The 24,681-nt window shown below is 44.5% G+C and carries 19 protein-coding genes; 5 read left to right on the top strand and 14 right to left on the bottom strand.

Annotated features, from left to right (window positions below; translation table 11 throughout):
* Positions 1-539: 539 nt before the first annotated feature.
* A complete protein-coding gene (locus tag ABEQ74_RS26030; RefSeq protein WP_430125137.1) occupies positions 540-2,186 on the bottom strand; it encodes an RNA polymerase sigma factor in 1,647 nt (548 codons plus the stop codon).
* Positions 2,187-2,785: 599 nt separating this feature from the next.
* On the opposite strand from ABEQ74_RS26030, the gene ABEQ74_RS26035 reads away from it, so the two are divergent.
* Positions 2,786-3,394: an RNA polymerase sigma factor gene (locus tag ABEQ74_RS26035; protein WP_051425358.1), complete on the top strand. Its 609-nt coding sequence runs from the start codon at positions 2,786-2,788 to the stop codon at positions 3,392-3,394.
* On the top strand, positions 3,342-4,973 hold the full coding sequence (locus tag ABEQ74_RS26040) for a DUF4179 domain-containing protein (RefSeq protein WP_430125138.1): 1,632 nt from the start codon (positions 3,342-3,344) through the stop codon (positions 4,971-4,973). The genes ABEQ74_RS26035 and ABEQ74_RS26040 overlap by 53 nt, the downstream gene beginning before the upstream one ends.
* A gap of 1,136 nt (positions 4,974-6,109) precedes the next feature.
* On the opposite strand, the gene ABEQ74_RS26045 is transcribed toward ABEQ74_RS26040, so the two are convergent.
* From ABEQ74_RS26045 to ABEQ74_RS26060, 4 genes are all read right to left on the bottom strand, one after another.
* Positions 6,110-7,783 (bottom strand): ribonuclease J, encoded by a 1,674-nt coding sequence (locus ABEQ74_RS26045; RefSeq protein WP_430125139.1) that lies wholly within the window; start codon positions 7,781-7,783, stop codon positions 6,110-6,112.
* 1,951 nt (positions 7,784-9,734) lie between these two features.
* Positions 9,735-10,445 carry a DUF421 domain-containing protein gene (locus ABEQ74_RS26050; RefSeq protein ID WP_430125140.1) on the bottom strand — a complete coding sequence of 237 codons (711 nt, stop codon included), beginning with the start codon at positions 10,443-10,445 and terminating at the stop codon, positions 9,735-9,737.
* Positions 10,446-10,549: 104 nt separating this feature from the next.
* Positions 10,550-11,881 carry a DUF4179 domain-containing protein gene (locus tag ABEQ74_RS26055; RefSeq protein ID WP_430125141.1) on the bottom strand — a complete coding sequence of 444 codons (1,332 nt, stop codon included), beginning with the start codon at positions 11,879-11,881 and terminating at the stop codon, positions 10,550-10,552.
* A complete protein-coding gene (locus ABEQ74_RS26060) occupies positions 11,835-12,410 on the bottom strand; it encodes an RNA polymerase sigma factor (RefSeq protein WP_430125142.1) in 576 nt (191 codons plus the stop codon). The genes ABEQ74_RS26055 and ABEQ74_RS26060 overlap by 47 nt, the downstream gene beginning before the upstream one ends.
* A 317-nt stretch (positions 12,411-12,727) precedes the next feature.
* On the opposite strand from ABEQ74_RS26060, the gene ABEQ74_RS26065 reads away from it, so the two are divergent.
* Positions 12,728-12,898, top strand: coding sequence for a hypothetical protein (locus ABEQ74_RS26065; RefSeq protein WP_165593381.1), 171 nt, complete (start codon positions 12,728-12,730; stop codon positions 12,896-12,898).
* Between the two features lie 163 nt (positions 12,899-13,061).
* Here ABEQ74_RS26065 and ABEQ74_RS26070 read toward each other — a convergent pair whose 3' ends face one another.
* Positions 13,062-13,451 carry a YmaF family protein gene (locus ABEQ74_RS26070; RefSeq protein WP_430125143.1) on the bottom strand — a complete coding sequence of 130 codons (390 nt, stop codon included), beginning with the start codon at positions 13,449-13,451 and terminating at the stop codon, positions 13,062-13,064.
* 19 nt (positions 13,452-13,470) lie between these two features.
* Positions 13,471-14,289 (bottom strand): DUF2935 domain-containing protein, encoded by an 819-nt coding sequence (locus ABEQ74_RS26075; protein ID WP_430125144.1) that lies wholly within the window; start codon positions 14,287-14,289, stop codon positions 13,471-13,473.
* 273 nt (positions 14,290-14,562) lie between these two features.
* Between ABEQ74_RS26075 and ABEQ74_RS26080 the strand changes: the two genes are divergently transcribed.
* Entirely contained in the window at positions 14,563-14,982 is a 420-nt protein-coding gene (locus ABEQ74_RS26080; RefSeq protein WP_430125145.1) for a DUF1259 domain-containing protein, read from the top strand.
* A gap of 50 nt (positions 14,983-15,032) precedes the next feature.
* The gene (locus ABEQ74_RS26085; protein WP_430125146.1) at positions 15,033-15,452 is read left to right on the top strand and encodes a DUF1259 domain-containing protein; all 420 of its coding nucleotides are present in this window, start codon (positions 15,033-15,035) and stop codon (positions 15,450-15,452) included.
* A 79-nt stretch (positions 15,453-15,531) separates the two neighbouring features.
* Here the strand turns inward: ABEQ74_RS26085 and ABEQ74_RS26090 are convergent, their stop codons facing one another.
* The 7 genes from ABEQ74_RS26090 to ABEQ74_RS26120 form a co-directional block, all read right to left on the bottom strand.
* The gene (locus ABEQ74_RS26090) at positions 15,532-16,242 is read right to left on the bottom strand and encodes an alpha/beta hydrolase (protein WP_430125147.1); all 711 of its coding nucleotides are present in this window, start codon (positions 16,240-16,242) and stop codon (positions 15,532-15,534) included.
* A gap of 231 nt (positions 16,243-16,473) precedes the next feature.
* Positions 16,474-17,499: a lytic polysaccharide monooxygenase gene (locus tag ABEQ74_RS26095; protein ID WP_430125148.1), complete on the bottom strand. Its 1,026-nt coding sequence runs from the start codon at positions 17,497-17,499 to the stop codon at positions 16,474-16,476.
* Between the two features lie 273 nt (positions 17,500-17,772).
* Positions 17,773-19,812, bottom strand: coding sequence for a family 16 glycosylhydrolase (locus ABEQ74_RS26100; protein ID WP_430125149.1), 2,040 nt, complete (start codon positions 19,810-19,812; stop codon positions 17,773-17,775).
* A gap of 35 nt (positions 19,813-19,847) precedes the next feature.
* Positions 19,848-20,681, bottom strand: a complete 834-nt coding sequence (locus ABEQ74_RS26105) for a carbohydrate ABC transporter permease (protein ID WP_430125150.1) — start codon at positions 20,679-20,681, stop codon at positions 19,848-19,850.
* Positions 20,678-21,559 carry a carbohydrate ABC transporter permease gene (locus tag ABEQ74_RS26110; protein ID WP_430125151.1) on the bottom strand — a complete coding sequence of 294 codons (882 nt, stop codon included), beginning with the start codon at positions 21,557-21,559 and terminating at the stop codon, positions 20,678-20,680. The genes ABEQ74_RS26105 and ABEQ74_RS26110 overlap by 4 nt, the downstream gene beginning before the upstream one ends.
* 100 nt (positions 21,560-21,659) lie before the next feature.
* Positions 21,660-22,955 carry an ABC transporter substrate-binding protein gene (locus ABEQ74_RS26115; RefSeq protein ID WP_430125152.1) on the bottom strand — a complete coding sequence of 432 codons (1,296 nt, stop codon included), beginning with the start codon at positions 22,953-22,955 and terminating at the stop codon, positions 21,660-21,662.
* Positions 22,956-23,158: 203 nt separating this feature from the next.
* The gene (locus tag ABEQ74_RS26120; protein WP_430125153.1) at positions 23,159-24,676 is read right to left on the bottom strand and encodes a glycoside hydrolase family 31 protein; all 1,518 of its coding nucleotides are present in this window, start codon (positions 24,674-24,676) and stop codon (positions 23,159-23,161) included.
* Positions 24,677-24,681 lie beyond the last annotated feature (5 nt).

Consider the following 24,681-nt stretch of genomic DNA (forward strand, 5'->3'; position numbering starts at 1 on the left):
TACTTTGAGGGGATAATACCATGGATCAGGCTTTTTGTTATTTAAGTAGGAGAAATTGTGTCATGATAAAATGCACAAATGTGCCTACATTGTAGGATAATGACACAAAAATGCCTACATTCTGGCGGGACTAACAGTACGTATGTTGAACCAATGCGCTCGGGTACAACCTTTTCAAATTAAAACAAGCAAAAATGATACGTTAGCGCTCGAGAATGGCTCCGCCGTCATTAAGCTAACGGGCAGTTTTGCTGAATAGATCTGCTGAGTATGTGGAGCATCTGGCCTCTCACGGTTGGTTGCGGACAAGAAAGATTAAAAATCGTAAGGTAAAGGAGAAATCCGGCGGATACGATTGCGATCAAAAACTACCCATGACGCACATGCGTCATGGGTAGTTTTTGATCATTTTCATACGTTCAGGAGGGGGTCGTGGTGAAATAGCGATGTCCTAATCACTTCGTTGGACAGACAGAGTTTTGTGTAAAAATGGCCACCGCCCGGGAACGGCCATTCTTCGTATACATTTCCGAACCGACTTACTTGACCGGCCCCATCCAGGTTGAAATCGTCTTCTGCTGGTGCGGCAACGGCGGTTTCAACTTCCCGTTATCGATCAAATGCTTCAAAATATAAGCGACCAGCCGACCTCCGCCGGTGTTGCCTCTCACCATGTAAGCAAGCTGCGGCTCCAAATGCTTCGGCTGATTTTGCAGGAACAGGTTGAGCATTTTGTCATAGAGCTTGCCGACAGCAGGCGCATACAGAGCGGACAAATCCGGCATTGCCTTGTTCAACCGATCCAACGTTTGAGGAGAGTCAATCCAAACCGCATTGAAGTTGTACCCCTCCTTCGTCTTGCGGATGTACCCTTTCTCCAGCAGGAACGAATATTGCTCAACATTCTCTTCGTTGTTGGGCAGTTCCCCCTGTTGAAATGCATGACAAATCTCGATATTCCGATATTCCAGGGAACGCCAATCCATCTGACGGTCGCTCCAGTACGTATTGAATTGCCACAAGTATAAAGGAGAGTCTTCGACGTAGCGGAGCGACGGACCGAAGGTGACGTAACTACTCATATCAAAACCCGGATCGGCATAGTGGCTCCGATTTAACGCTGCATAGGCAATATATTGACCTCCGTCCTTTCGCATTGGTGCGATCGCATCGAAGTTTTCGCCCGCTGGCATGCTCCGCCAAGATTGCTCCTCGATGTTCTTGGGCAGCAGGGTCCAGAGCAGGAAGTTATAGTCGCCGTCTGGAACGTACACTCCGCTATCCTCGACTTGACGGCGAACTTCCATTAACGCGTCAAAATGAACATCGGCCACTTCGGCAGCGCAATCTTGCCAAAATTGATGACCGGCTACGGCCAACTCGAAGAGGTCCCAGACGATGGTATTGCTTTGATATTTGCCGGGAGAGGTTTGAATGAGAAAATTGTAATCGGCCAGATGCTGGACTTCGCCTTCCAACAAAGACGGCGGCATTCCCAGTTCCTCCGCGATTTGATGTACGGTACGCGCCTTGTGATAAGCCGCGTAAACGATATTTTGCGCCAAGGCGCGTCCAAGAAAATCGTTGGTTTCGCCCAGTCTGCCAGCCGAACCCGAATGGCCCATTTCCCCCATGCTGACCGGATTGACACTTAAAGTTCCTGTTGCACGCATACGTTTCATCCCTTTCCGTAACTTCTTTTTAGCCTCGCTTAAATGCCACTTCACCGTGTTGACAGGAATGTTCAGAGCAACTGCGATATCGCCGATTTTAAGCTCGTCGTAGTAATGCATGACCACGATCCGGCGATGGATGTCGGACAGAAACGCGACTTCTCGGCGCAGCTCGCGTGAAGCTTCGGTTGCCAGCAGTCGGTCAAGCGGCTCCCGGGAAGGGGCGGCAGACAGTTCAGACATGCCGTTGATTTCGATCGCTTGGGGAGCGTGCGCACGCTTTTTCAACCAATTCACCCAAGTGTATCGAGCAACCGTCCAGACGTAAGCGTCAAGGCTTCTAATGTCCCGCACCCCAGAGAAGGATTTCAACAACTGCAGCATAATCTCCTGAGCCAGATCCTCCGCCTCGGCCCGGTGCTTGACCCGGTTTAACGCAAAACCGAAAATCGGTTTGACATAGCTCCGAATCGCTTCCGCGGCTTCTTTTCCGTTTTTACTAATTGAATCCATTTTTTCCTCCATATTTGCATCTGTAATTCCTGACAATTATATAGTGTGCCAGGAGAAATAAAGGTTGGGATTATTTTTTAAAAAATTGGACGTCCTACCGAATCACTCATACATATATAATTAAAAAATCATAAGTAGGTCATTTAAATGGTTAAAGAGACGTTATGAACTTTTTGTTAAGTATATTGGAAAATAATTAAACAAGTTGAAGATTACTTTAGATGTAAAGGTCTCACTTTTAGTATATAAAGATACTTTTTTCCGTTCAACTATGGGAGGATACAAACTAGGAGCACGAGCCGAAGTTCTTCTTCGGGTACTTGGGGTACTCCTTCGTTCCGTAGTTAACCAGGAGTGGTCTCGATTAATTATTCAAATGCATAATAGAGGTTCATTAAACTAACGGGACACGTTAGTTCAATAAAAGACAAGTAGGCAGCCGATAACGAGATCGGCTGCCTTTGTTCAACTAACGGGCTGTATAATGGAATAAACAGGAAGAGATTCTAAGAGGGCTCTTTTTTTTTTTAGTGAGAGAAACGGCAAAGGACATCCGTCTATAATATATGAAGTTCAGATGATGAGCAGGGAGGATCGTTATGGCAGACCCGTCACAGGACGTTACGCTGGTCAGGCAGGTGCTGGCTGGCGACAAGAGGAGCTTTACACAGCTGGTGGATACGCACAAAAATAAAATATACGGCCTATTACGAGGCCTGGGTGCTAGCCCGCAGGATGCCCAGGACTACACGCAGGAGGCTTTTCTGAAAGCTTACCGCAAGCTGGCGGGCTTCAGGGAGGAATCGAGCTTCGCCTCATGGCTGTACGCCATCGCCGTGAATGTGATGAAGGATGCGGGGCGGAGAAAAAAGCCTGAGCCGGTAGAAGCTGATGTGCTGATCCGGGTGCAGCATCATCACACCGAAACGCCGGAATCGGCTTATCTCCGCAAGGAAACCGGCGGGGAAGTACAGCAATTACTGCAGCAGCTGCCGGATAAATATCGGATCGTGCTGCTGCTGCGATATACGAATGAACTAAGCTATGACGAAATTGCCGCTATTGCCGGCATTGAGGTGAATCAAGTGCGCAATCGGCTGCACCGGGCCAAGAAGTCTCTGCGAAAAAAGTTCAAGGAGAAGGAGGGGATGATACATGAGATGCTGGAAGCTTGCTCAGACAAAAGAGTACATTCGGTCTGGAAATAAAACGGACGAAGAGCTGGAATTCCATCTTCGCATGTGCCCGGAATGCCGGAGTACGGTAGCCGCGGCAGAGGAGGAAGAAAAAGTATGGACGCAGCTGCTGTATGCCGAGAGACTTCCAGAAGGCTTTACCGAGCAGGTGATGGCTTCCCTTGAACAGATGGAAATCGAGCCTGCAGGGGAAGAATCCATGGCTGTTTCTAAGAAGAGTCATCCGAAATCGCGGCCTTTCTTGAAAAAAAGCGCCTTGTGGGTTGCTTCGCTTCTCGTTGTAGCCATGGCATTGACTTTGTACGCACAGCCGTCCATTGCCGACTGGGTCCGATCGATTTTTGCGAGGGAAACCTCGGATAGCGGGATGATGGATGCCCAAAGCCTTGGACTCGTGCAGAACCCCCATGTCAAAGTGAAGGATAAAGGCTACACGATTGAGATTAACGAAGTGGTCGCCGATGCGACCCGGCTTGTGATGGGGGTGAAGGTGACGGATCCGCGGGGGAAACCTGCCGTGAATCAGGTTGACTGGAGTAAAATTCTTGTCCTAGATGCTAACGATAATGAGGTGGCGCGGCTCAGGGAACAAGGAGGATCGAAGTTCATCGATAAATTGACGTTTGTTTTTACTCGTGAAGTTCAGAATGATCAAGTGAGCGTAGTAGGAGAGGTAAGCGAAATAGGAAATGTATTTTCCAAGAAAGTCGTGAAAGGAAACTGGGATTTCAACTTCAAGCTCGACATGAAAAAGGCGAACGCGCTGAATATTACGACGCCCCTACACGAGAAGTACATGACGCCTGACGGTATGCAGATTGAGATGGAAAAGCTGGTACGCACGCCAAGCGGCGTAAGATTGGAGCTGAGCACTTCCTTGACACCTGAAGCCGCCAAGCGCTCGCCGGGAGAACTGGAGAGCATGCAGCAGCTGATGTTTCATTTTGAAAATGAAAAGGGAGAAGACATATCGAGCGTAAACAATTACAGGGGCGGACACCCGGAGACGATCATTTCGCAGAACAGTGAGCTGCAGGGCGGTAAGCGGCACTGGACCTATACCTTCAGGTATCTTCCGTATGACCGCGAAAAGCTGAGCTTCGTATTTGACGGATACTCCATTCCCATTCAAAGCAGCGGTTTGCTTGAACTGATTCCAAGCGAGCTTAAAGAACATCCGGTCATATTCAAGGATCAGGGAGACGTCGTTACATTAAGCGGCTTTACGGTTGACCATGACCCGAATGCGAGGATGAATGATCCGAAAATTGCGGGTCTAATTAAGATGAAAGGGCAATATCGCAATGAATTCAGCAAAGATGTTTGGGTCGTCAGAGATCAGGATGGAAGGGAATATCCGGCGGAATTCAGAGGGGGAGTCAGTATGGGCAAGATCAAAGAGGCTTCCGGAGATCCCGGATTTGTTGTGCAGGGCATGACCGAACTGCCGGAGAAGGCCACCTTGATCCGCAAAGTCACCGACAAGTGGTATCCGAATGTGAACTGGTCCTTTGAACTGCCGATCGGCAAGCCAATTCCGGGCCTTGAAAACGTGGATCCGGAGAGCTACTGGAGCTCGGAGACGCCTTAACCTGAGGATTTCCGTATGTTTTTATTGTATTTTGACATTGAGCAGCAAAAAGAGTACCTTCTATTCGGTAAAAACCGATTAGGGTTACTCTTTTTTTGCAATCTTTTTCATCACTCTGCCGTTCATTCCTAATCATTGGCGACATCTTCTCTATATTTTCCGCTATATAAGCTGATTTAAATATTTACCCAAATAAGCTATCATGTCCATAATCAGGTAATAAAGAGTGAGACGATTGAAAAAGGAAGTGAATGAGATGGGAACTTTGAGCGAAGTAGAAATTGTGGAATAAGCCATGAACAAAACAACAGACAAGCGGATGTATGAGCGTTATCTCGCTGTACGCCTTCGCTTGGAAGGACAGACCCTCGAACAAATCGCTAAAACCCTTCATCGCACCTGAAAAACAATAGGGGGCTATCTGCATAAATATCACGATGGCGGTCTTGGATCTTTGGGTTTGAATCATTCACCGGGGAAGCCTAAAAAAATATCACAGTCAGATACTACGGAGTGTGGGTTTCAATTCAATCTATAGACATATGTACAAAATACGAGTTTTGTGAAATAGATACAAAGTTTTTCTAACTGAGCTTTGATTTTATTGCTTATTCTACAATTATTATTATTTTTAGAATTTTTCCACTATCAACATTATCGTACACTTTAATCACATTATCTGCTTTGTGTAACTTCAATTATATTCGATCAAGTCGCATTTGAATTACTTTTGAATCCTGTCTAAATCAATCATAACGAATAACGTCGCGTCGGTTGTTTTAACATTTTCACTTTGTTATTAATCCTAACTTCATTTGATTGTCCATAATTCATTCACACACAGTTAAAAACCCTTAACATCATAATCAATACTACACTTTCCTGTTTGTTTTTGTTGAGTTAGCAACGTTACTATTTTTCACATTGCCTCCCTTCTACATTCTTATTATTTCCCATTTATTGTTATTTATGAGCGGCTTCACTATCCATTTAATTCACTTGTTATTCACTTGCATAACCCATGATGGCCAGCGACCGACCTCATCGGCAGTGTATGCCTAGATCGAACTACGCTTCGAATATCACTGTAAAAAGCACAACCTATTTTAGGCTGTGCTTCTTACATTTCAAAAGGCTTATACTTCGATAACGATGGGCAAAATCATTGGCCTTCTCTTCGTCTCGCTATATATGAATTTGCCAACATGATCTTTCAAGGTCTGCTTGATAAGATTCCATTGTGTGGACCCGGTTTCCGTTAAATCCTTCATTGAAGATATGACGATATCTTGGATTTGGCCGATGAATTCCTCTGAATCCTTCACGAAGATGAAACCTCTGGATATGAGCTCGGGTTTGGCTACCATCTGCTTTTCCGTTTTGCTGAGCGTGGTTACGATAATAAGCATCCCATCGGAGGACAGCTGCCTACGGTCACGCAAAACGATGTTGCCTACGTTCCCGATCATCAATCCGTCCACCAAGCTGTTGCCTGATGGTATTTTGGGACCTAAGGATGCCATTCCCTGCTGGATTTGTATCGTGTCGCCATTCTGGATGATGAACACATTTTCACTAGGGATCCCCACGGAATCCGCCAGCTGACGATGCTGATACAGCATTCGGAATTCACCATGAACAGGAATCAAATAGTCCGGTTTCATCAAGGTGAGCATTAATTTCAACTCTTCTTGGCTACCGTGCCCGGATACATGCATACCAGAAGTTGCACCGGAACCATAGATGACCTGAGCGCCCAGCACATACAAATTATCGATCACAAGAGCAAGGTTCCGTTCATTTCCCGGTATCGCTCCTGCAGCAATGATGACGGTATCGCCAGGCAAAATCTCGATATGGGGATGTTTGGAGCTGGCTAATCGTGATAATGCAGCCATAGGCTCGCCTTGACTTCCCGTGCATAGCACGGCGATTTTATCCGGTGGATAACGCTCGCTGTCACCTGCATCAATCAGTAAGTCATCAGGGATGTTTAAATAGCCGTGCTCCTTGGAAACGGTAACGACATTGACCATGCTGCGGCCGAGCAGAATGAGTTTTCGCCCTGTTTCAACCGCGGCATCGATGATCTGCTGAACACGGTTCACGTTGGAAGCAAACGTAGAGATGAATACCTGCTGTTTTGCTTGGGCGAATGCTTCCAGAATATGTCCGCCAACAAGGCGTTCCGAAGGCGTAAATCCCGGTCTCTCGGCGTTTGTGCTTTCGGACAATAACACCTTGACCCCCTGCTTGCCGATATCAGCCATTCGGTGCAGATCCGGATAAGGCCCCTTCACAGGAGACATGTCAAATTTAAAATCCCCCGTATGGACAACCTTGCCTTCCGGGGTCTGAAAGACGATACCCACGCAGTCCGGAATGCTGTGGCTGGTCGAAAAAAAAGAGGCATGGATAGCGCCCGCTTCAATGGTGGAATTCGCATCGATCGTGTGAAGATCGGATTCACGCAGAATGCGATGCTCTTTCAGCTTGATTTTAATCAGCTCAATTGTGAGCTTCGTTCCATACACAGGTATGGGAAGCTGCTTCAATAAATAGGGAATCCCTCCGATATGGTCTTCATGTCCATGGGTGACAATAAGAGCTCTGACTTTATCCGCATGGTCCAGCAAATAGGTGAAGTCAGGCACAATCAAATCGATGCCGGGCAGGTTTTCGTCTGGGAATTTGGAGCCGCAATCAATGACCACGATATCTTGATCGTACTGAATGAAGTACATGTTCTTTCCAATTTCATTAACGCCACCTAGTGCCGCGACCAGCAGTTTATGTTCAGCTATATTCATAACGATGAGGCCTCCTTTTCCCTAATCCACCTAGTCCAATTCTTATATGCAGTCGGTTCTCCTATATTATTGAAATTGTCACAAAACTTATGCATCAAGGTAAACAATGGATCATTCTGCGTTCGCAGCAATGAAAGAACAGCAAAAAACCGCCATCTATTAGGCGGACCAGATGTTCATTTGTAGTAAAACATACCGGATTTGCGGATTTAAGACTCAACAAAGCATGATCACCTTTAAGGGTTACATATTATATTTTATGTAAACCGTTTTAGCCATAATCCTTCTCCTTCGTTTGAAGCTACAAGCTGACTTGGGTCAAATCCACTTGCTGCGTGTATTCTCCTGCTTCCGTGTAGTAAAGATAACCGGAAAATACTCAGAAACCAAACGTATGTTCTAAATCGGATTAATCCTCATCTCTTCTTTTATTACAAAGAATCCAATCACAAACACAGGCGACGACTCCCTGATTGCTATTCGATCAATCCTGGGACATGCTATTCTTTGCACCATACAATGTTCACTTGTCCAGGAGACGCTGCGTTAATACTGGACCTTTCGGCATTTAGCGTGATCTGCCATTGGTCCACAGTCATAAAACGTCGGTTCAAGTGTCTGGAAACGCCAGAAATCTTCGAGAACGAGTGCCTCCTTGGAATCTTGGTTCCTATCGAACATTTGTTCTCTTTTCGTTAAATAGGCACTCTTCATATACATCTGAAAGAACTTGCAACTCTCCAGGGGGATACATAAGAATGGAATCGCTCGATAACCGACGTATATTCCCGCTTTCCAACTCCCCTTCTTCGATTGAGCGCTTTGCCTTTCCTGAGTCATGTTCATGGAAATGGACTTATCTTACCAGTACATCAACTACAAAATAATGGGATACCGAACAAATGTTCTGATTCGACCAAAACCGCATCTTCGAATTGCTTCTACAACTACGACAGTATACCTTGCTTTACACACGAAACAAGTTCTGCGACAATGTCCATTAAAATGACCTTAATCTCCTGCACAACCCACAACAAACATATGTTCCTATTCTTGTTAAATCGAACCCCTGATAGAACAACATCAGAAGAACCTTCGGCGTACTCTTACCGCTTATGCCAAATAGACTAGGCGGCCAATGATGCTCATGTTTGAAATTCGCCGGCGGTAAAGTCTGTCTTCCGATATCCGGCAAACAAATCCGACTCAACCGTCAGATCGTTTTAGTGAAGAATATCAAGCTTGGTACGTTATGGTGAAACCACTGTTGCTGATTTTGCAATAAATGATTTTGAGCACTTTCGGATTAGATGGCCGTTAAAAAGCTAGATGTAAAAGGGTATCACAGGTCCAATAACACATGGATTGCGATACTTTTATGGTGTAACATAGAACCTGTCCCGCTCCTGGTTACGGGGTTTAGTAAAATTATTTAATGACATTAAATAAAACTTCTTCTTTCAATTAATTGCACCTAGGATCAATATTTCTCCCTAATATTTAATATAATTAATTAATTTAATTAATCATATTACATAATAGAGGTCAACCTTCTAATTTCTAAGAGCCAAGTAAACCCACAACTCCATTATCTCGGCGCACCCTACGTAAACCGCAGCCAGAACACCTCTCTTCTACCATATCAGCCAGCTCGATTTTTCGATGTCTTGCTAACTTACAGCTAAATATAAACCTCTAATTATTTCTTGGGTAATCGCAAAAAACACATCCATTCGACAGATACACGATTAACTCGGAACTAATGTTGCAGGGTTGGCAGGTGTTAGCTTTGAATCGGTCGGACTTTCCGAAAGATGATTTTTGTATCAAGGAAGTCATCGCAACAATACAGTAATGAAATATTTCTTCTCTCCGCCAACACAAAAAGAAAATCCTCAGGGCCGCAAAAATACACTCCTGAGGGTTCTTTATTTAAAGGCATCAATTCATACTACTCAACATCAATTGGATGTTGAATCTTATCCTTATAAAAATCAATATATAGTTGCCCGTCAGTTCCCTTTACAGCATAAAAGACATCATTAACTTTTTTACCACGAGCTTTTAATTTCTCTAAGATCCAATCTAGTGGTATACTGTTCACTTTCATATTCTTCTCCAACAGATTTCCATCCATGATTAGTTCAACAGGCATCTTTTGACTCGCATTCGATCCTTTCCTCAAGTCTTTTAAAGTTACATTTTGATGCTGCTTTTTTTTCATAACGGATATTTTTCCGTTTATCTCCAGCAACGCATACTCTATTTCACTGTAATCAAAAATATCCTTTTGTCGTAACATCTGATTTAATGTATCTATCGTTAAATCATTTTTCCTCAAGTTATCATCAAGAATTTTTCCATTCTCAATAATAACTGTAGGTGTGCCTTCAGCCCACATGCGAATTTTACGTTTTTTCACAACAATTTTTGATAATAAATACGATGTACCTGTAAATACCGCGAGAGAGATAACTAAATGTATGGTTTGCAGCTTTTCATTAAAGGCTAAATTTGCAGCGATTGAACCCATGACTATAGCAGTAACAAATTCATGAAAATTCATGTTGGATAATGTCTGTTTTCCTAGGATACGAGTAATAATCAACAGAAACACGAATGCTGAAAAGCTGCGAACCAAGATCATGACATTTTCGACCACGATTTCCCACACTCCAAATTACATTTTTAGTCATAAGTATGGGCAAATAATAACTTCTTAAACAATCCATGATACCTACATTAGGCAACGGAGTAGCAATCAATTCAATGACTTGATTTTTTACTTTCTATCGGAATCGTTATCTTTTCATCATAGGTTTTTATATATCTATATCCTTCTAATAGCAGTTGTTCCGGTTTGTTCGCTGTGGCAAATGAATATGTCTGCTCCCATAGGATGTTACCATTGTTCAGATCCCAAGCACGTGAAGCGGAAATCGATGATACAGGAACTATGTTCCCCCCTGCTTGTACGGATAAACTGTCGGTTTCCAATATTGTGAATTGCTTTCTGGCAATGACGATGTCATAGCCACTGTCGGTTTTTGTCACGCTTCGAATCCAGAGTTTTTCGCCACCTATTCGGATGGATTGATCGGATGGTGAGGCAAGCGAAATAGGTTTCTCTACTTTCTGATATCCATCGGAATTTTCGAGAACAAGCTCGATAGTTTCAATCTTGTCGGTTGGAAGCACATCGAATTCAAGCTCAAATCCAGGGAATCCTGTTTTTACGTAACTACTTGAGCTCATTCCCCAGAACTTCACTTCGGTTCCATTAACCAAAAGCTTTGTTTTAGCAAAAAACCATGGGTTTCCCTTATTCTCCAGTTCATAATGCCCTCTCACGATAGTTGAGGATGGCGAGGCCGTAATTGTGTCATAGTGAACCGTTCCCTGATCGACAGCAACAGATTTTGAAATTTTCTGTTTTACAATATTCTTCATCGCTTTATTCGCTTCAAAATTGAAGGAGATCGTATTGGATGCCTTTTCCCCATTGTCCTGCCACTTACTGAAAGTCGCAGTTAATGTTCTGGAGAATGGACTAACAGGCTCATACTTATACACCCCCTTGTATTGGGAGCCGTCATTGATATAATTACCATATCCCGCTTTCGGATCCGAATCCGTCAAGAATCCGTGTAATTTATCCACGTTGTAATGAGATGAACGATCCTCGGGACCAATTCGAGAGCCTGCAGGGAAATCGATGGTGTAATATATTAGAAATGCATTATCGTCCGCAATGACACCATTAATAGTAATGACCGAACCGTCGTCAAACTTTTTGCTTTTATTAACCGTTTGCCCGTAACCTTGCTCCGCCACTTCTGAAAAGCTGAGCGAGATCAACTCGTTTCGATCAAGCAGCTTCGCACCGTAATAAGCGAATGCAGGATATTGATACATACCGGCAATCAGAATGAGTGCTGCAGCAGCTGATGCAACCCATAGCAGAGCTTTATTCCTTTTTCTCGGTTTGACGGGAACATTCTGAAGTGCATTCCGAAGTCTTCCCTCAAGTTCTGGTGGGGCTTGCACCCGATTAAAGCTCTGCTTGTGCTCGTGTAATTTCTCCTCGATCGTTCTCATAACGATCACCTCCAATCAAGACTCTGAGCTTTTGAATTCCCTGTGACAATCTTGATTTAATTGTGCCAAGGGGTACACCCGTTATGTCCGCAATTGTCTGATAAGGCAGATCGTGAACATAACGAAGCTCGATTACTTCTCTCTGCTTTGGATTCAGATGGGACAACAACTCCAGCATGTCCATTGCAGACTCTGTATAGCGAAATGGATTATCGTCAGTTAACCCGGTAAGTAATGCTTCATCTACCTCTTCCATAGGTAAATATCGCTTCTCTTTGTGAAGCAATGTTTTACACCGATTGACGAGTATGGTTTTGCTCCAGCTGTAGAAGGCTTCAGTATTATGTAACTGATCGATCTTTTCATAAATGGATACAATCATGTCTTCCATGACATCCATTGCATCGTGCTCGTTTCCCATATATGAGTAAGCTAGACGATAATAAGCGTCCTGATCGGCCATGATGAGCTGCAATAAAGCTTCCTTGTTGCCTTTTTTCGCTTGGTTGACAAGACGGCTTATGTTCATGTTCCTCCTCCTTCCACAGATAAGAGCTGTCAAAGGCATTAAAAGTTCATTTTTGCACAAAAAACTCCACAACCATGTCACAGGATAGATCTTGCATCCCTAGAAGGTTGCGGAGAGCAATTAAGTTCTGGTAACTGATTCGATGTATCTTAATTGCATTATTCTACTAGAAAGGCCACCCGATATGGATGGCCTCTGAAATGATGAAATTAAATACGAATCAAGTATAGCATAGTGTACAGACGATTGTATAAATTGGTGCGGTTTGGCGAACTGTAGTCATGCAGAGATTATTAAGACAACATGGAGGGATCGTTTTGGCGAAGAGCAAACAGCATCAGGAAGCTCATGGAATTGGACAGATCGAACAACAGTTAAATGATCAGATGGAAGCGGCTGAAGAAATACAGGGGCAATCGAAACTCGACCGAGCAATTCATAAAACCGCGAACCGTCATGCGGATCCATTAGAGGGCAATTCGAAATAAACCGAGGCTCTTTCCACACAAACCATTTCATTCAAAGAAATCCCATCATGAAGTCATGATGGGATTTTTATTTATTGAAGCGATGCCAGTTTGTTGAGAACAGCGTTGGTTCTGAAAAGGAAACTACAGGAACGACTCTTCAATCAGGCATAGAAGTTAATATTTACCCCTGTTCATTACCTGTGTTTCCACTATATCGATGAGCATGAGGAATCCTGCCATCAACAGTGGTATAACCTTCAAAATAATGATAGTGTCCGCCGCCAGCTAAGGGAATGGCCGGTCCAGTGGTTCCTCTGATCATGTGCTTGTGTTGGTCGTTAAATGATGTTTGGGCATGATACTGATGGACATGCGGAACACCAGTTGGGGCCGGTTCCGTCACACCCGCATAATGATGGAAGTGTCCTACATCAAAGGAGGTATCTCCCTCAAAAGGATGAACATGAACGTTAACGGGTCTTCCATCCCAAGATGTAAGAAAGAGTTGATGTGAGTGTTCCGAATCGGAATCATTGGAATGAACAAGAAAACCGGTTATTGGTATTTCCATTAAATAAGCCTCCCCTTTTTTAATGCATGATTTCTTTCTTATTTACCTTCATACCAGACAACGACCGATCGAACATATCAAGAATAAATAAGAATCGTTCAGCTTCACGAAAAACGTGATCCGCTAATAAAGGGTGAATGATACTTTTAATTCGACACTCCTCAATTAAGTCGCGCGCAGTCTTCTTGAAATCTCGCAATGATTTGACTGAAACACGGTTTTCATCAACAAATTGATTCAGCAATGGCTGGGTTTGCGATTGTGGACGCATGGAACTTAAGTCAATGGCTTGATACATCAACGTATCAAAGTCCTGGCTAAACTCCCTTGCTTGTTCCACTAATTTTCGCTCGGATGGATCAAGCAGATGACCTATAAATTTTGCATGGTCAGCTATGATTTTTAGAAAAAAGACATTTTCATCGATAATCGCATCCGGTAAAGGTTCAAGTGTACCGTTATTGAGCTCCTCTAACCGATTTCTAAAGTAATTTGCTTCTCGGCTAATATGATCTACAAGCAGAGGGAAATTTGTTCCCCCAGGAAGTTGGCAACGAAGTATAAGTCCAAGTACCTTTCTCTTAAATGCCCAAATTTGTGCGGCAGCATTGTGAACTTCTGAATTAAACTGTCGAATTGTTTGTGGATCAGTATCGGCTTGAAAAGAATGTGCTCTTCGTTCAATATCCTCAAAGATTGCATAAAATTGATTAGCCTCATTAATTAACTGCGTGTCTTCACACCTGAATCCTAGTCGAAGAAAAAAGGAATGTTCTTTCATAATGCGTGACCAAAAACGTATTTCGTCTAATGATCTGACTACAAAAGAATCCGACAAACCATATCCTCCTTTCGGCGCACTTAAAGACAACCACTTGTGTTGACTTGATAGCAGAGTATATGGTTAGAACTTGTTTCATTACGCTATATGGAAAACAAAAATTAGATCGAATTATTAAAGGTCCTTCGAATACCTTGAATTCCAATGAATGAGTTCTGTTAATGCACCTTAGGAATAAAAACCTATTCTTTGTAATCTAAGTTTTTGGTCCAATCCAGTACTCTTCTCTAATCATAGGATAAATAGAATTTGATTAAAGGAGGATTACAAATGGCGGAACAAGTGAAGGTAAGCCCACGGTTTAAAAGACTCTGCGATCAATTTGCAAGAATTCTAGGAGGCGAATCGGAAATTGAAGAAGGTCCGGTTTGTTTTGTCACGCGCATGACAAATCTAAGAGAGACCATCCTGGGAAGAAGAACGAGATCCCCACTGGTTCAGATGCAAATGTTTTCTTTTGAATCGCTCGATAAATCGGGCCGTGCACTTTGTTTGGGTGAAACTGCTTTACATCAAAACCAGGTGAATCGATTGATCTCAAATCTTCGCAAACGTGGAATTAAAGTAACCGCCGTTCATAATCACTGGTTAAAAGAACAGCCTCGCTTAATGTATATGCACTGGGAATCCATTGACAATCCTGTTGCATTTGCCAGAAAAACAAAAGAATCCATTGCATTCTTGGGATAATACCGATAGCTATGCTGACTTTCTATCATTTCATGAGAGGATGATTTCGTATGGCGGTAGTAAAAGCGAGTCCTCGCTTTAGAAGATTATGTAATCAATTCTCAGCGATTCTAGGCGGAACCGAGCATGAGATTACAAAAGGTCCGGTCTGTTTTGTCTCCAGAAACAGAGTAATAAAAGCTTCTATTTTAGGAAGACGTACCACGTCTCCTTTAGTCCGTTATCAACTATTCTCGTTTGAATCACTGGACAGTTCAGGTCGTGCTCTCTGTTTAGGAGAAACAGCTCTCTTCCAAAGCCAAGTCAATCAATTGCTTACAAATCTTCGCAAGAACGGGATTAAAGTAACAGCTGTCCACAATCACTGGTTGTTTGAGAACCCACGTCTCATGTATATTCACTGGGAATCCATCGATGATCCCATTGCATTTGCCAGAAAAGTTAAGCGTTCCATCGCTTTCTTAGGCTAATAGCGGACCTAAAGAAAGCTTGTTATAACGATAGACGCTGATATAGTACTTTTCTCTCTTCACCAAAGCAATTCTCAAATCATGGATCCGGGTAAATTTCATAAATCTTAGAGATCAAAGCTTCCGAATTGTTATTCAATACTTGATTAGAATCCGTCCACGCTGATTTCAGGAAGTACGAGGCATGAAACCGCCATCCCTGATGAATCGGGTTAAACTCCATATGTATTTCGCGTCCCGGCCTTCCTCGATACACCCTGGAACCGGGCTTCCGCCAGGCGCCGATTTGGGTAATTCTGTCCCGATTTTGGCCAGTGATATATGTAAACCTATCATTAAAAGAAATGTCCTTCAAATAAAACTTGGGGCAGCCTACAGTGAACACTTGAACTCCTTGAAAATCATAATTTTGCTCCAGATATAGGCCTGTCCGGTAGGCGATCACACCTCCTGCGCTATGCGCAATTAATATCAGATGCTTCGCATCCATTGCATGTTCTCGAATAATCTCTGCCGTACTTATTACTCTCCGGGATTGCTGCCGAGCCATATCATAGCCTGCTTGAGTCAGCTGCCTGGATAATAAGCGGATAAGCGAGGAACCCTCTATACCGTTCGCCATTCCGTAGGGAAAGATCACGAGGATTTTTGCATCCCGGTATCTTCTAGCAATCTCGCTGGCAGCAGCCTCAAAGTTGTTCTGATACGTTAAGATACCGGCTATAAAGCAAACCACCGTCCGGCAGTTATTTGTACATGTGCTGCTGGTGGATACGAACGCCTCTAACATGATGCCATCTCCCTTCTTCAATGATGGTCCAATATATAAATAGCTTAAACAGCCGATCATCCTCTTAGTGTCAAGACGCTTTTTATCATAGCATATCTGTACAATTCTATTTACCACATAGGCACCCAGGAGATAACAAGCTTCCTTATGATGTATTGTAGACTCATTATCTAATTAACCTGCAAGAAGCCCTGAAGGTTTCAGCCTTCAGGGCTTCTCATGCCGTAAACTCTAAGGAATAACCTTCCAAACATTAGTACCGGTTGGCGTTTCGCCTAAGGTCCACCACTTGGCTTCGTAGTTGACTCCATTGTAAGATACCTTATTTCCGCCTACATAAACTGTGGTTGCACTCCAAGCCGGATATGTCGTCGTATTGGTGCCCGTCGTACTGACGGTATAGACCGAGGATGCCGGAGAAGAGTTACCCGAGGCATCGATAGCTGTCACCGTAAAATTATACGATGTACCGCTCGCTAAGCCTGTGGACGTGAAGCTCGTCGAGGTTGTCGTACCTATCGCAAGATTATTGCGGAATACTTGATAGCTTGCCGCATTACTTACCGCAGACCAACTTAGCGATACGCTATTGTCTGTTATGGCTGTTGAGGTTAAATTCGTTGGTGCAGCGAGCGGGCTGCCTCCTCCGAAATCCACATCAACGACGTTAACATAAGCGGTAGGCGCTCCGGAAACTTCCCAAATCGCCAGAATGACATGATAACCGGTTCGAGCGGGAACGTTGCAATTCGTGGTGTGGTAGTTCGTGGGGCTTGATCCATTCAGATCTTCTTGGCAGAACGGGGTCAGATCAAAAGATGCTCTCGTCAAGGGCGCATTTGAATCCCAACCGGGTTTCGTGATGAAATATTTAAAGGTCGTCGTCGCATGCGCTGCATTCAATTGCCAGCTAAACGGCTGCGGACCTGCTTGAATCGGCACTTTACTCCAACGGGTCGAAGTCTGCTCATCCAGCTTCGGGAAGGTATTGCTTGCGCTTGCAATATGGCCATCGGGCGGCCCACCGTTAGGGAAGCCTTTAGGCGCTTCCGCACTTTGCGGCTCATATGCTGCTCCGCCACAATCCGTATTCACTTTATTTTTGCATAATAGGCCACGACTTGCTGGTGAATCTAAATAACCATGAGCGGAGCTGGTGCTGGGAAACAAAATCATCAGTAACGTGAAGATGATCAGGATGCCGCAAGCACCTAACAGTTTGTGTAACAAGTGGTGATTCGGTGAAGCCAAATTCATTAATCATTCCTCCTTGGGTTTGGTTTCTGACGCGTTGAAATGGTTTTCACATGAAAATATGGGTCCAAAATCCAATTTATTCCTCGCAGATACTTATCCTAAAATTTTTATTAATATGGAAACGCCTTACAAGCTGTCTTTCTCCCATTTTAATAGGTTCCAACGCAGTTATTAGCCATAAAAAAACCGCCCAAGGGATATTCCCCTTGAACGGCGCTACTACTTGCTCTACTATGAATACTTGCCTATCACCGAAACATGAAGCTTGATCATCTACTCGTTGAAGGCAATCTCTCGCATAACGACTTTGTTCCCCCATGCGGTGTTGGCGGATTTGATGTTGATTTTGATAGCTGATCCGGTCAGGGGCTGCTGCAGATTCACCATTACCGTCTCACCCGCTTCATGGTCCCCCGCACTTGTCCAGGGAATCGTATATTCCACGCCTTGATCTATCCAGCTCTGTGTTGACTCATCCCAAGCGGACAGCGTAAATGTACGTATTCCCTGACCGTTACCATAATTGCCTGAGAAGGAGATAGACGAAACTCTTTTTGGCTCCCCAAAGCGATACGAGATATACGCGTCTGCTGGCAGTGGATTCATGATCGCCGTCCAAGCCGAAGAAGTAGACACGGTATCATGATCAAATAATAAGCCTAGGTTCTCTGGATTCAGATTTGTATCCCAAGGTGCCGGCTTGATCGTCAAGGTTGGAGAGGTCAATCCCGGCATGGAAGGAGAAACATTTGGCAATGTACCACGTTTGGTAACCGTCTCCCCTCTTGCCAGCTTCTCTAAATCCAGGGAAGTGATCGGCTCCCAACGGACAAACTCCTGGGTAACGATACCATCGTTATAAGTTACATTGGTATAAGACTTCGTACCCGGCATGTTCGGTTCCGTATAGGTCTGCCCTACGCTTCCTGCTACAGAAAAAGTATAGGTTTTAGGCTTCGCGGACGGACTAACAGACAAGGTGGCATCCTGCACATTCGTAATAGCTAGTTGTTCAGGAGCCACTGCCTGATACCCTTGTGGAATAGGCTTATACACTCTTACATAATCCAGGCGGAACGTGTTCGGATAAGGCTTGCTCACCCATGGGCCTGTCCAGCCACCAGCTCTCTTTTCATAAAGGGAGAACAGCTGAATCAATGGATAATTAATATTGACGTTTCGCTCGCCTGTTTTTATACCATCCACATAAAACTCCATCTTGTCCGGCTGATTTCCGGATCCGCCACCCTCAATCCAGTTAAAGCCGAAGGTGTGAAACTCGTTATGGAAATCCTTGCTATTGTTCGTGTAGGTAAATCCGTTGCCCTCCGGACCGTCGGGATCATTCCAGCGATGGAAAGCAACCGGAACCTGATGTGCATTCAGACCTAATATTTCGAAAACATCGATCTCTGCCGATTCTTTAGCTACATCTTCAAAGCCTAATAGCCACCATGCTACATGTCGGGATGACCCAGGCTGGCCCATCGCTCGTATTTCATAATAACCATACTTGTTAATATGCGTCAGCTCGGTCTCTACAGGGTTTCGGACAACATTGGTTCCGTTCCAATTATGAAGAGCATTACGGTTCCCTGTTGTAAAACCGGATACGACGGTCTGTCCGTCAAACTCCGATGCCCATGGCTGAGTTTCACCCATGATCTGCAGTTTCATGAGACCATTCTCCATGGCATACGTCGGTTGTGCTCTCTCAGGTGTTTTGGTCCAGGAGGACAGATACTTGTCCACCCATTTCTGCTTATCTAGTGAATTTCCATCAAACTCGTCGTGGAAGATTAAACGGTAGCCTGGCTTTTCAATGGGATTCTGGTTGCTCTCCCGAAACACAATATAATCAAGTCCAGGACCATTCTCACCATCAGGGGCAAAGAATTTAATCGTGTTTTCCTGCCCCGCAATCAGCTTGACTGGAAGATTTTCATTAGCGAATGTGCTCCATCCGCCGCTGTTCAGTTTCGATATCTGCTCTGGTGCCTGTTGATTTACCGAAAACTTTAAATTTCTGAGCTCCCCGGAGCGGTAACGGATGCTCATATCAAATGTCGTTCCCGAAGGAGGTGTTACCCGAATGGTCAGACTATTCGCCTCTCCCCGGTCAATAAAACTCACCGTTTTCCCTGAATTTCCTGCAACGAATTCTTCTCTCACGGTACCTGTTTTAGTGCCGCTTTCCGCTTCTACCTTCTGTGACCAATCAGCGCCATGAGCCCATGCAGCGGGAAGGAGCACCATGAATAAACATAGCCCCGCCGAGATTTTGAATAGATTCTTAACCGACATTGTTCGCATTACACTTCCTCCTTCAACCGTTTTTTTATATAGTGCTAACCTTTCACTGCACCCGCTACGACACCATCGATAATGCTCTTCTGCATGATCAGGAAGAAGATAACGAGTGGCAGTGTGGATAGTACCAACATGGGGAAAAATGATGTCCAATTCGTGGAGAACGGACCGACATTTTTATATACCTCCTGAAGCAAGACCGCTTTGTTCGGATCTTGGAGAAACAGAAGAGGTGTCAGGAAATCATTCCAGATGGCCAATGCATCCAGAATGGCGACCGTAGAAACAATGGGCTTCAATAGCGGGAAAATAATGCTTAAGAAGGTTCGGAACGTACCGTACCCATCAATCGCCGCTGCTTCCTCAAGTTCTATCGGTACGGTGTTGATAAATCCACGAAACAAAAATATAGATAACGGCAGATTAATACAGAATACATCAATCAAGATAACGCCGGGAAGCGTATTCATCAAATGCATGCCTGCAATGAGTTTATACAGCGGAATGATCGCGATTTGGAATGGAATAATCAACCCGACCATAAAGATAGCGAACATCCACTTGAACATTCGTTTCTTGCTTCTGGCAATCACGTATGCAGCCATGGAAGATATCAATATGAGAATGATGACGGCAAACCCCGTAATTAAGAGGTTGTTCGTAATCGCTCTCGGATAATTCATGGCATGAAATGCTTCGATATAATTGCTGAAATTCAAAGTTCGCGGCAGACCTAACGGACTAGCAGTAGCTTCTGCCGGTGTTTTGAATGTAGTTACCAACAAGTAATAGATGGGGAGCAGCATTACAGCTCCTATGATGGCATAGAAAATATTAAAAGCGACATTGTTAAATCGGCGTGTCTGTATCATGCGATTCTCTCCTCCCATTTGTTTAAGAAGAAGGTGATGAGCTGCGTCAGAGCAAAGACGATAATGAAGAAGACAACGGCAAATGCCGAAGCATATGCGGTTCGACCGGAATTAAAGCCTTCGCGGATCAGCGTGGTCATGATGGTCTCGGTTGCATAACCCGGGCCGCCTTTTGTCATGGCGAAGACAACATCAAACACCTTCAACCCGCCGATAAGACTCATCAGAATATTGAATGATGCGGCTGGGTACAGCAGCGGGAGCGTAATTCTGCCAAACGTCTGAGATTTGCTGGCACCATCGATTTCAGCCGCTTCATAGAGCGAACCGTCGATGCTTTTGAGATTGGCCATATAGATGACCATACTCCAACCCGTCCACTGCCATACTTGCGTGGCCAATACGGAAAAGAGTGCGATCTTGCCGTCTCCCAGCCAATTGACGGGAGTGCCGCCGAAGAACTGGATAATGTTATTCAACAACCCGTAATCGGCTGAAGTCATAATATATTGAAACAGGAAACCTACGACTAGAATACTGAGCACAGCTGGCAAGAAGAATATCGATTTGACCATGTTAGCCATGATCCCTTTACGATTGAGCAGCACGGCAAACAAGATAGCAAACCCGTTCTGTAACACTGTAATGACGAGGGCATAGGTGATCGAGTGCTGAATAGCTGCTATATTCTTCTTATCTGCAAATAAACTCATATAATTATCCATCCCGATAAATTTATAATCGGGTTTATATACAGACCAATTCGTAACACTGTAACCGAAGCTCATGAGCGTTGGTACGATAAACAGTAATAGAAAACCGATAAAGGCCGGGAGTATCATCAATAGAAAAATCCTGTCTCTTCGCTTTGTATTCACTGGTGTCTATCCTCCCCTTATATGGACCAGAGAGAAATAAAAACCGGGGAGCTTTCAAACAAGCAGCCGGTTTTTATTTCACTAAGAATCCTTCTCTCTCTTATTTCAATGAATCACGCATGGTTTGATTGATCTGATCTGCATCTTCAAGAGCTTCCTTAACTGTTTTCACTCCAGCAACGACCTCTTGCAATGCCTTTCCGTAACCTTCTACAACCGGATTACCTGAAACCCATGCTGCTGTCCACGGCGCATAGACATTACCCGCTTTGAAGGCTTCTTCGCAATCAGCATAAATTTCGCCTAAATCAACCTCGACTCCCTTAAGGAAAGAGCTCCCTGCGTTATCTTTAATCAAAGCTTGCTGTGCTTCAGGAGTGGCCGTTAGATCCAGAATCTGAAGGACTTCCTCTTTATGCTGGGTTTTAGCGTTCACGGCAAATGCAGAGCCAGGTCCGCCTACAAGCCAGCCAGGACCTTCTTCAGATCCAGGAATCGGGAACATGCCAAGCTCGAAATCCGGGCTCTTCTCCATAATCGTTCCTACTGCCCATGGGCCGCTTTCCCACATGGCAGCTTTGCCTGTAGCAAACTCATCCAGTGCCTGATCATAGCTCAGTCCGAGCATGTCTGGCTTCAAGATTCCTTCCGAAATCATCCGTGACCAGTTCTCAACATATGGCAGCCATGCTTCTGCAAGTTTGGCCTCTCCGTTGTTAAACTTCTCATCAAAATCCTTATTCTCAGGCTTGGAATAGAAATCATTATTTACAAGGCCAATACTCTGTTTCATCATAGGCTCCCAGGACTGAGCACCCATCGTCTGCGGCTTAATTCCTTTATCCGCTAGCTCTTTATGAATCTGAATGAATTGATCAAAGGTTTTTGGTACTTCAATTCCATTTTCCTTGAACATCTTTTTGTTATAGAAAATTCCTTCATACCAGCTTTGCAAAGGTGTGGCATATACCTTGCCATCGACCGAGTACGGCGCGAGACCAGCATCAGCATATTTCGAAGTGAAGCTCTCATTCGTCAAATCCATGAGATACCCTGCGTTTGCCAGCAGACGGGTCTCGCCGCCTACCTCGATAATGTCAGGACCTTGACCTGCTTGAAGCTGTGAGTTTAAGACATTGTTAAAGTTGTCGAGAGCGACAAATTCAAATACGATCTTAATGTTAGGCAGCTTCTCATCCAGCATTTTTAAATAGGTCGTCCGTGAAGATTCGGCATTGTAAGCCATAATACGAACCTCAACTGGCTTGTCCGCATCCTTACCCGTTCCAGCCGAGCTGGATGAATCTTCATTAGCAGTTGAACCGCTTCCACAGCCTGCAATCAAGGCCGGGACCATTGTTAGCGCAAGCAGCATCGATAGCCATTTCTTTTTCATGTGTGGTTATCCCCCTTTGAATGTAAAACCTGATTTCTGTCTTTATCTTATCAGTGACGCTGCTGTGACCGAATAAACTGTATTCCGGTTGTATAACACAAAATTATGGAGTTTCAAGTGGATATTGATCAGGATGTCTTCCAAATTGAAAGCGATTGCACAATATTACGACTTCTGCGAAATTTATATTACTTTATTACGATTCAGGATTCGGTCTGAAGTTCAAGCACGATCGGCATTCCTGGTTCCGGAGATAACATTTGTGTTTCTCCATTACTTTCGATGATGTTTCCATCAAATAACCAGCGTCCGCGTGGAATGCTTACCTCTCGGCTCACCTGTCCTTTTTCATATATAGGTGCGACAAGTATACGGTCTCCAAGCATGAATTGATCCGTGACTCTCTCGAATCCTTCCCCTGGGAACTGATACTCCATATAGCGAATCATCGGTTCCCCGCTGTTCACTGCAGCTTCAAAACCTTCCTCAATCGATGTTGCATATTGACTGCGGAGCGCTAAATGGCGATGAATGATCGCAAGATGCTCCGAAGATAATACCCGCCATGGCGCAGCCGAGAATTGGATGGACGGCATAAGGCAGGCAATTTCGCTGTGACGGCAGAACAGCTCTTCATCAAGACCATTGTCCTCAAGCTGCTGAAAATTCAGGTACTCTCCGCCCCCTACCATATCGGGACATGAGAAGGGATGTCCTGTAATTCCCTGCAGTAGGCTGTCCGGAACAAGAGCCGCTATCCCTTTGTCTCCCCAGCTATGCTCTTTATCGCATAAACGTTGAAATAAGGAGTATCCGCCAGCCCGAAAGGTCACACGGTATTCATTCAAAGCATACTTCTGCCCATATTCGGCCCACAATCGGGATTGCTCGTTTGGCAACACATTTCCGTAAGTAACCAGATCCTCCCGATAGTAAATGCTATCGCCGGCATCAAACTTGAATCCATCTATGCCCAGCTCCTGAAGTGTCTGCAGCTGACGGTCAAACCAAGCTACGGCTTCCGGGTTGGAGAAATCCAGCACAGCTGAATAGCCATTCCACCACTCACATATGTATGGCTTGCCTTCTGCAGTCTTGATTAAGAGATCCTGATTCCGAGCTTCCCGGTAAGCCACTGTATCCGGCGTAATGAACGGACAAACCCAGAGCATCATCTGAAATCCCATTTCATGCAGCTTGTCAATAAACTCCTTGGCATTAGGAAATTTACCAGAGTGAAAGCTCCAGTTGCCGTAATACTCACTCCAGCCATCATCAATCATCAGCACGCCAGGCTCAAAGCCGTTACTGATGATGTTGCCCGCATATTCCAGCAAATCCCGCTCATTCTGATGAAACGTAAGCTCGATCCAGCTGTTAAAGATCGGCTTCTCCAGTAAGGCTGGAGACAGGGTTATCGGCTTGAATGGAAAATGTCGTTCCATCGCTGCCAGATAAGCGCCTTGAAGTGTCTTAAATCCCCCTTCTAACGTCACATCTTCCGGAACATGGATAACCCCACGTTCAAAACGAATTGCAAAACCCGTATCTCTCCATAGATATCTTCCTTTGGACGAGACAAACAGTGGCATGGCCTGGTTCGGCGTCGGATTCGGATCAAGCTGAACCTCAAAGCTGTCTTCTGGACCTACAGGCATCCGTGTTCCATCGCTCACACAACCGCCATACCAATATTCATTCTCAAGCATTTGAATTAACATAAAAA

The organism is Paenibacillus solani, assembly GCF_050475945.1.
Classification (GTDB): domain Bacteria; phylum Bacillota; class Bacilli; order Paenibacillales; family Paenibacillaceae; genus Paenibacillus_AQ; species Paenibacillus_AQ solani_A.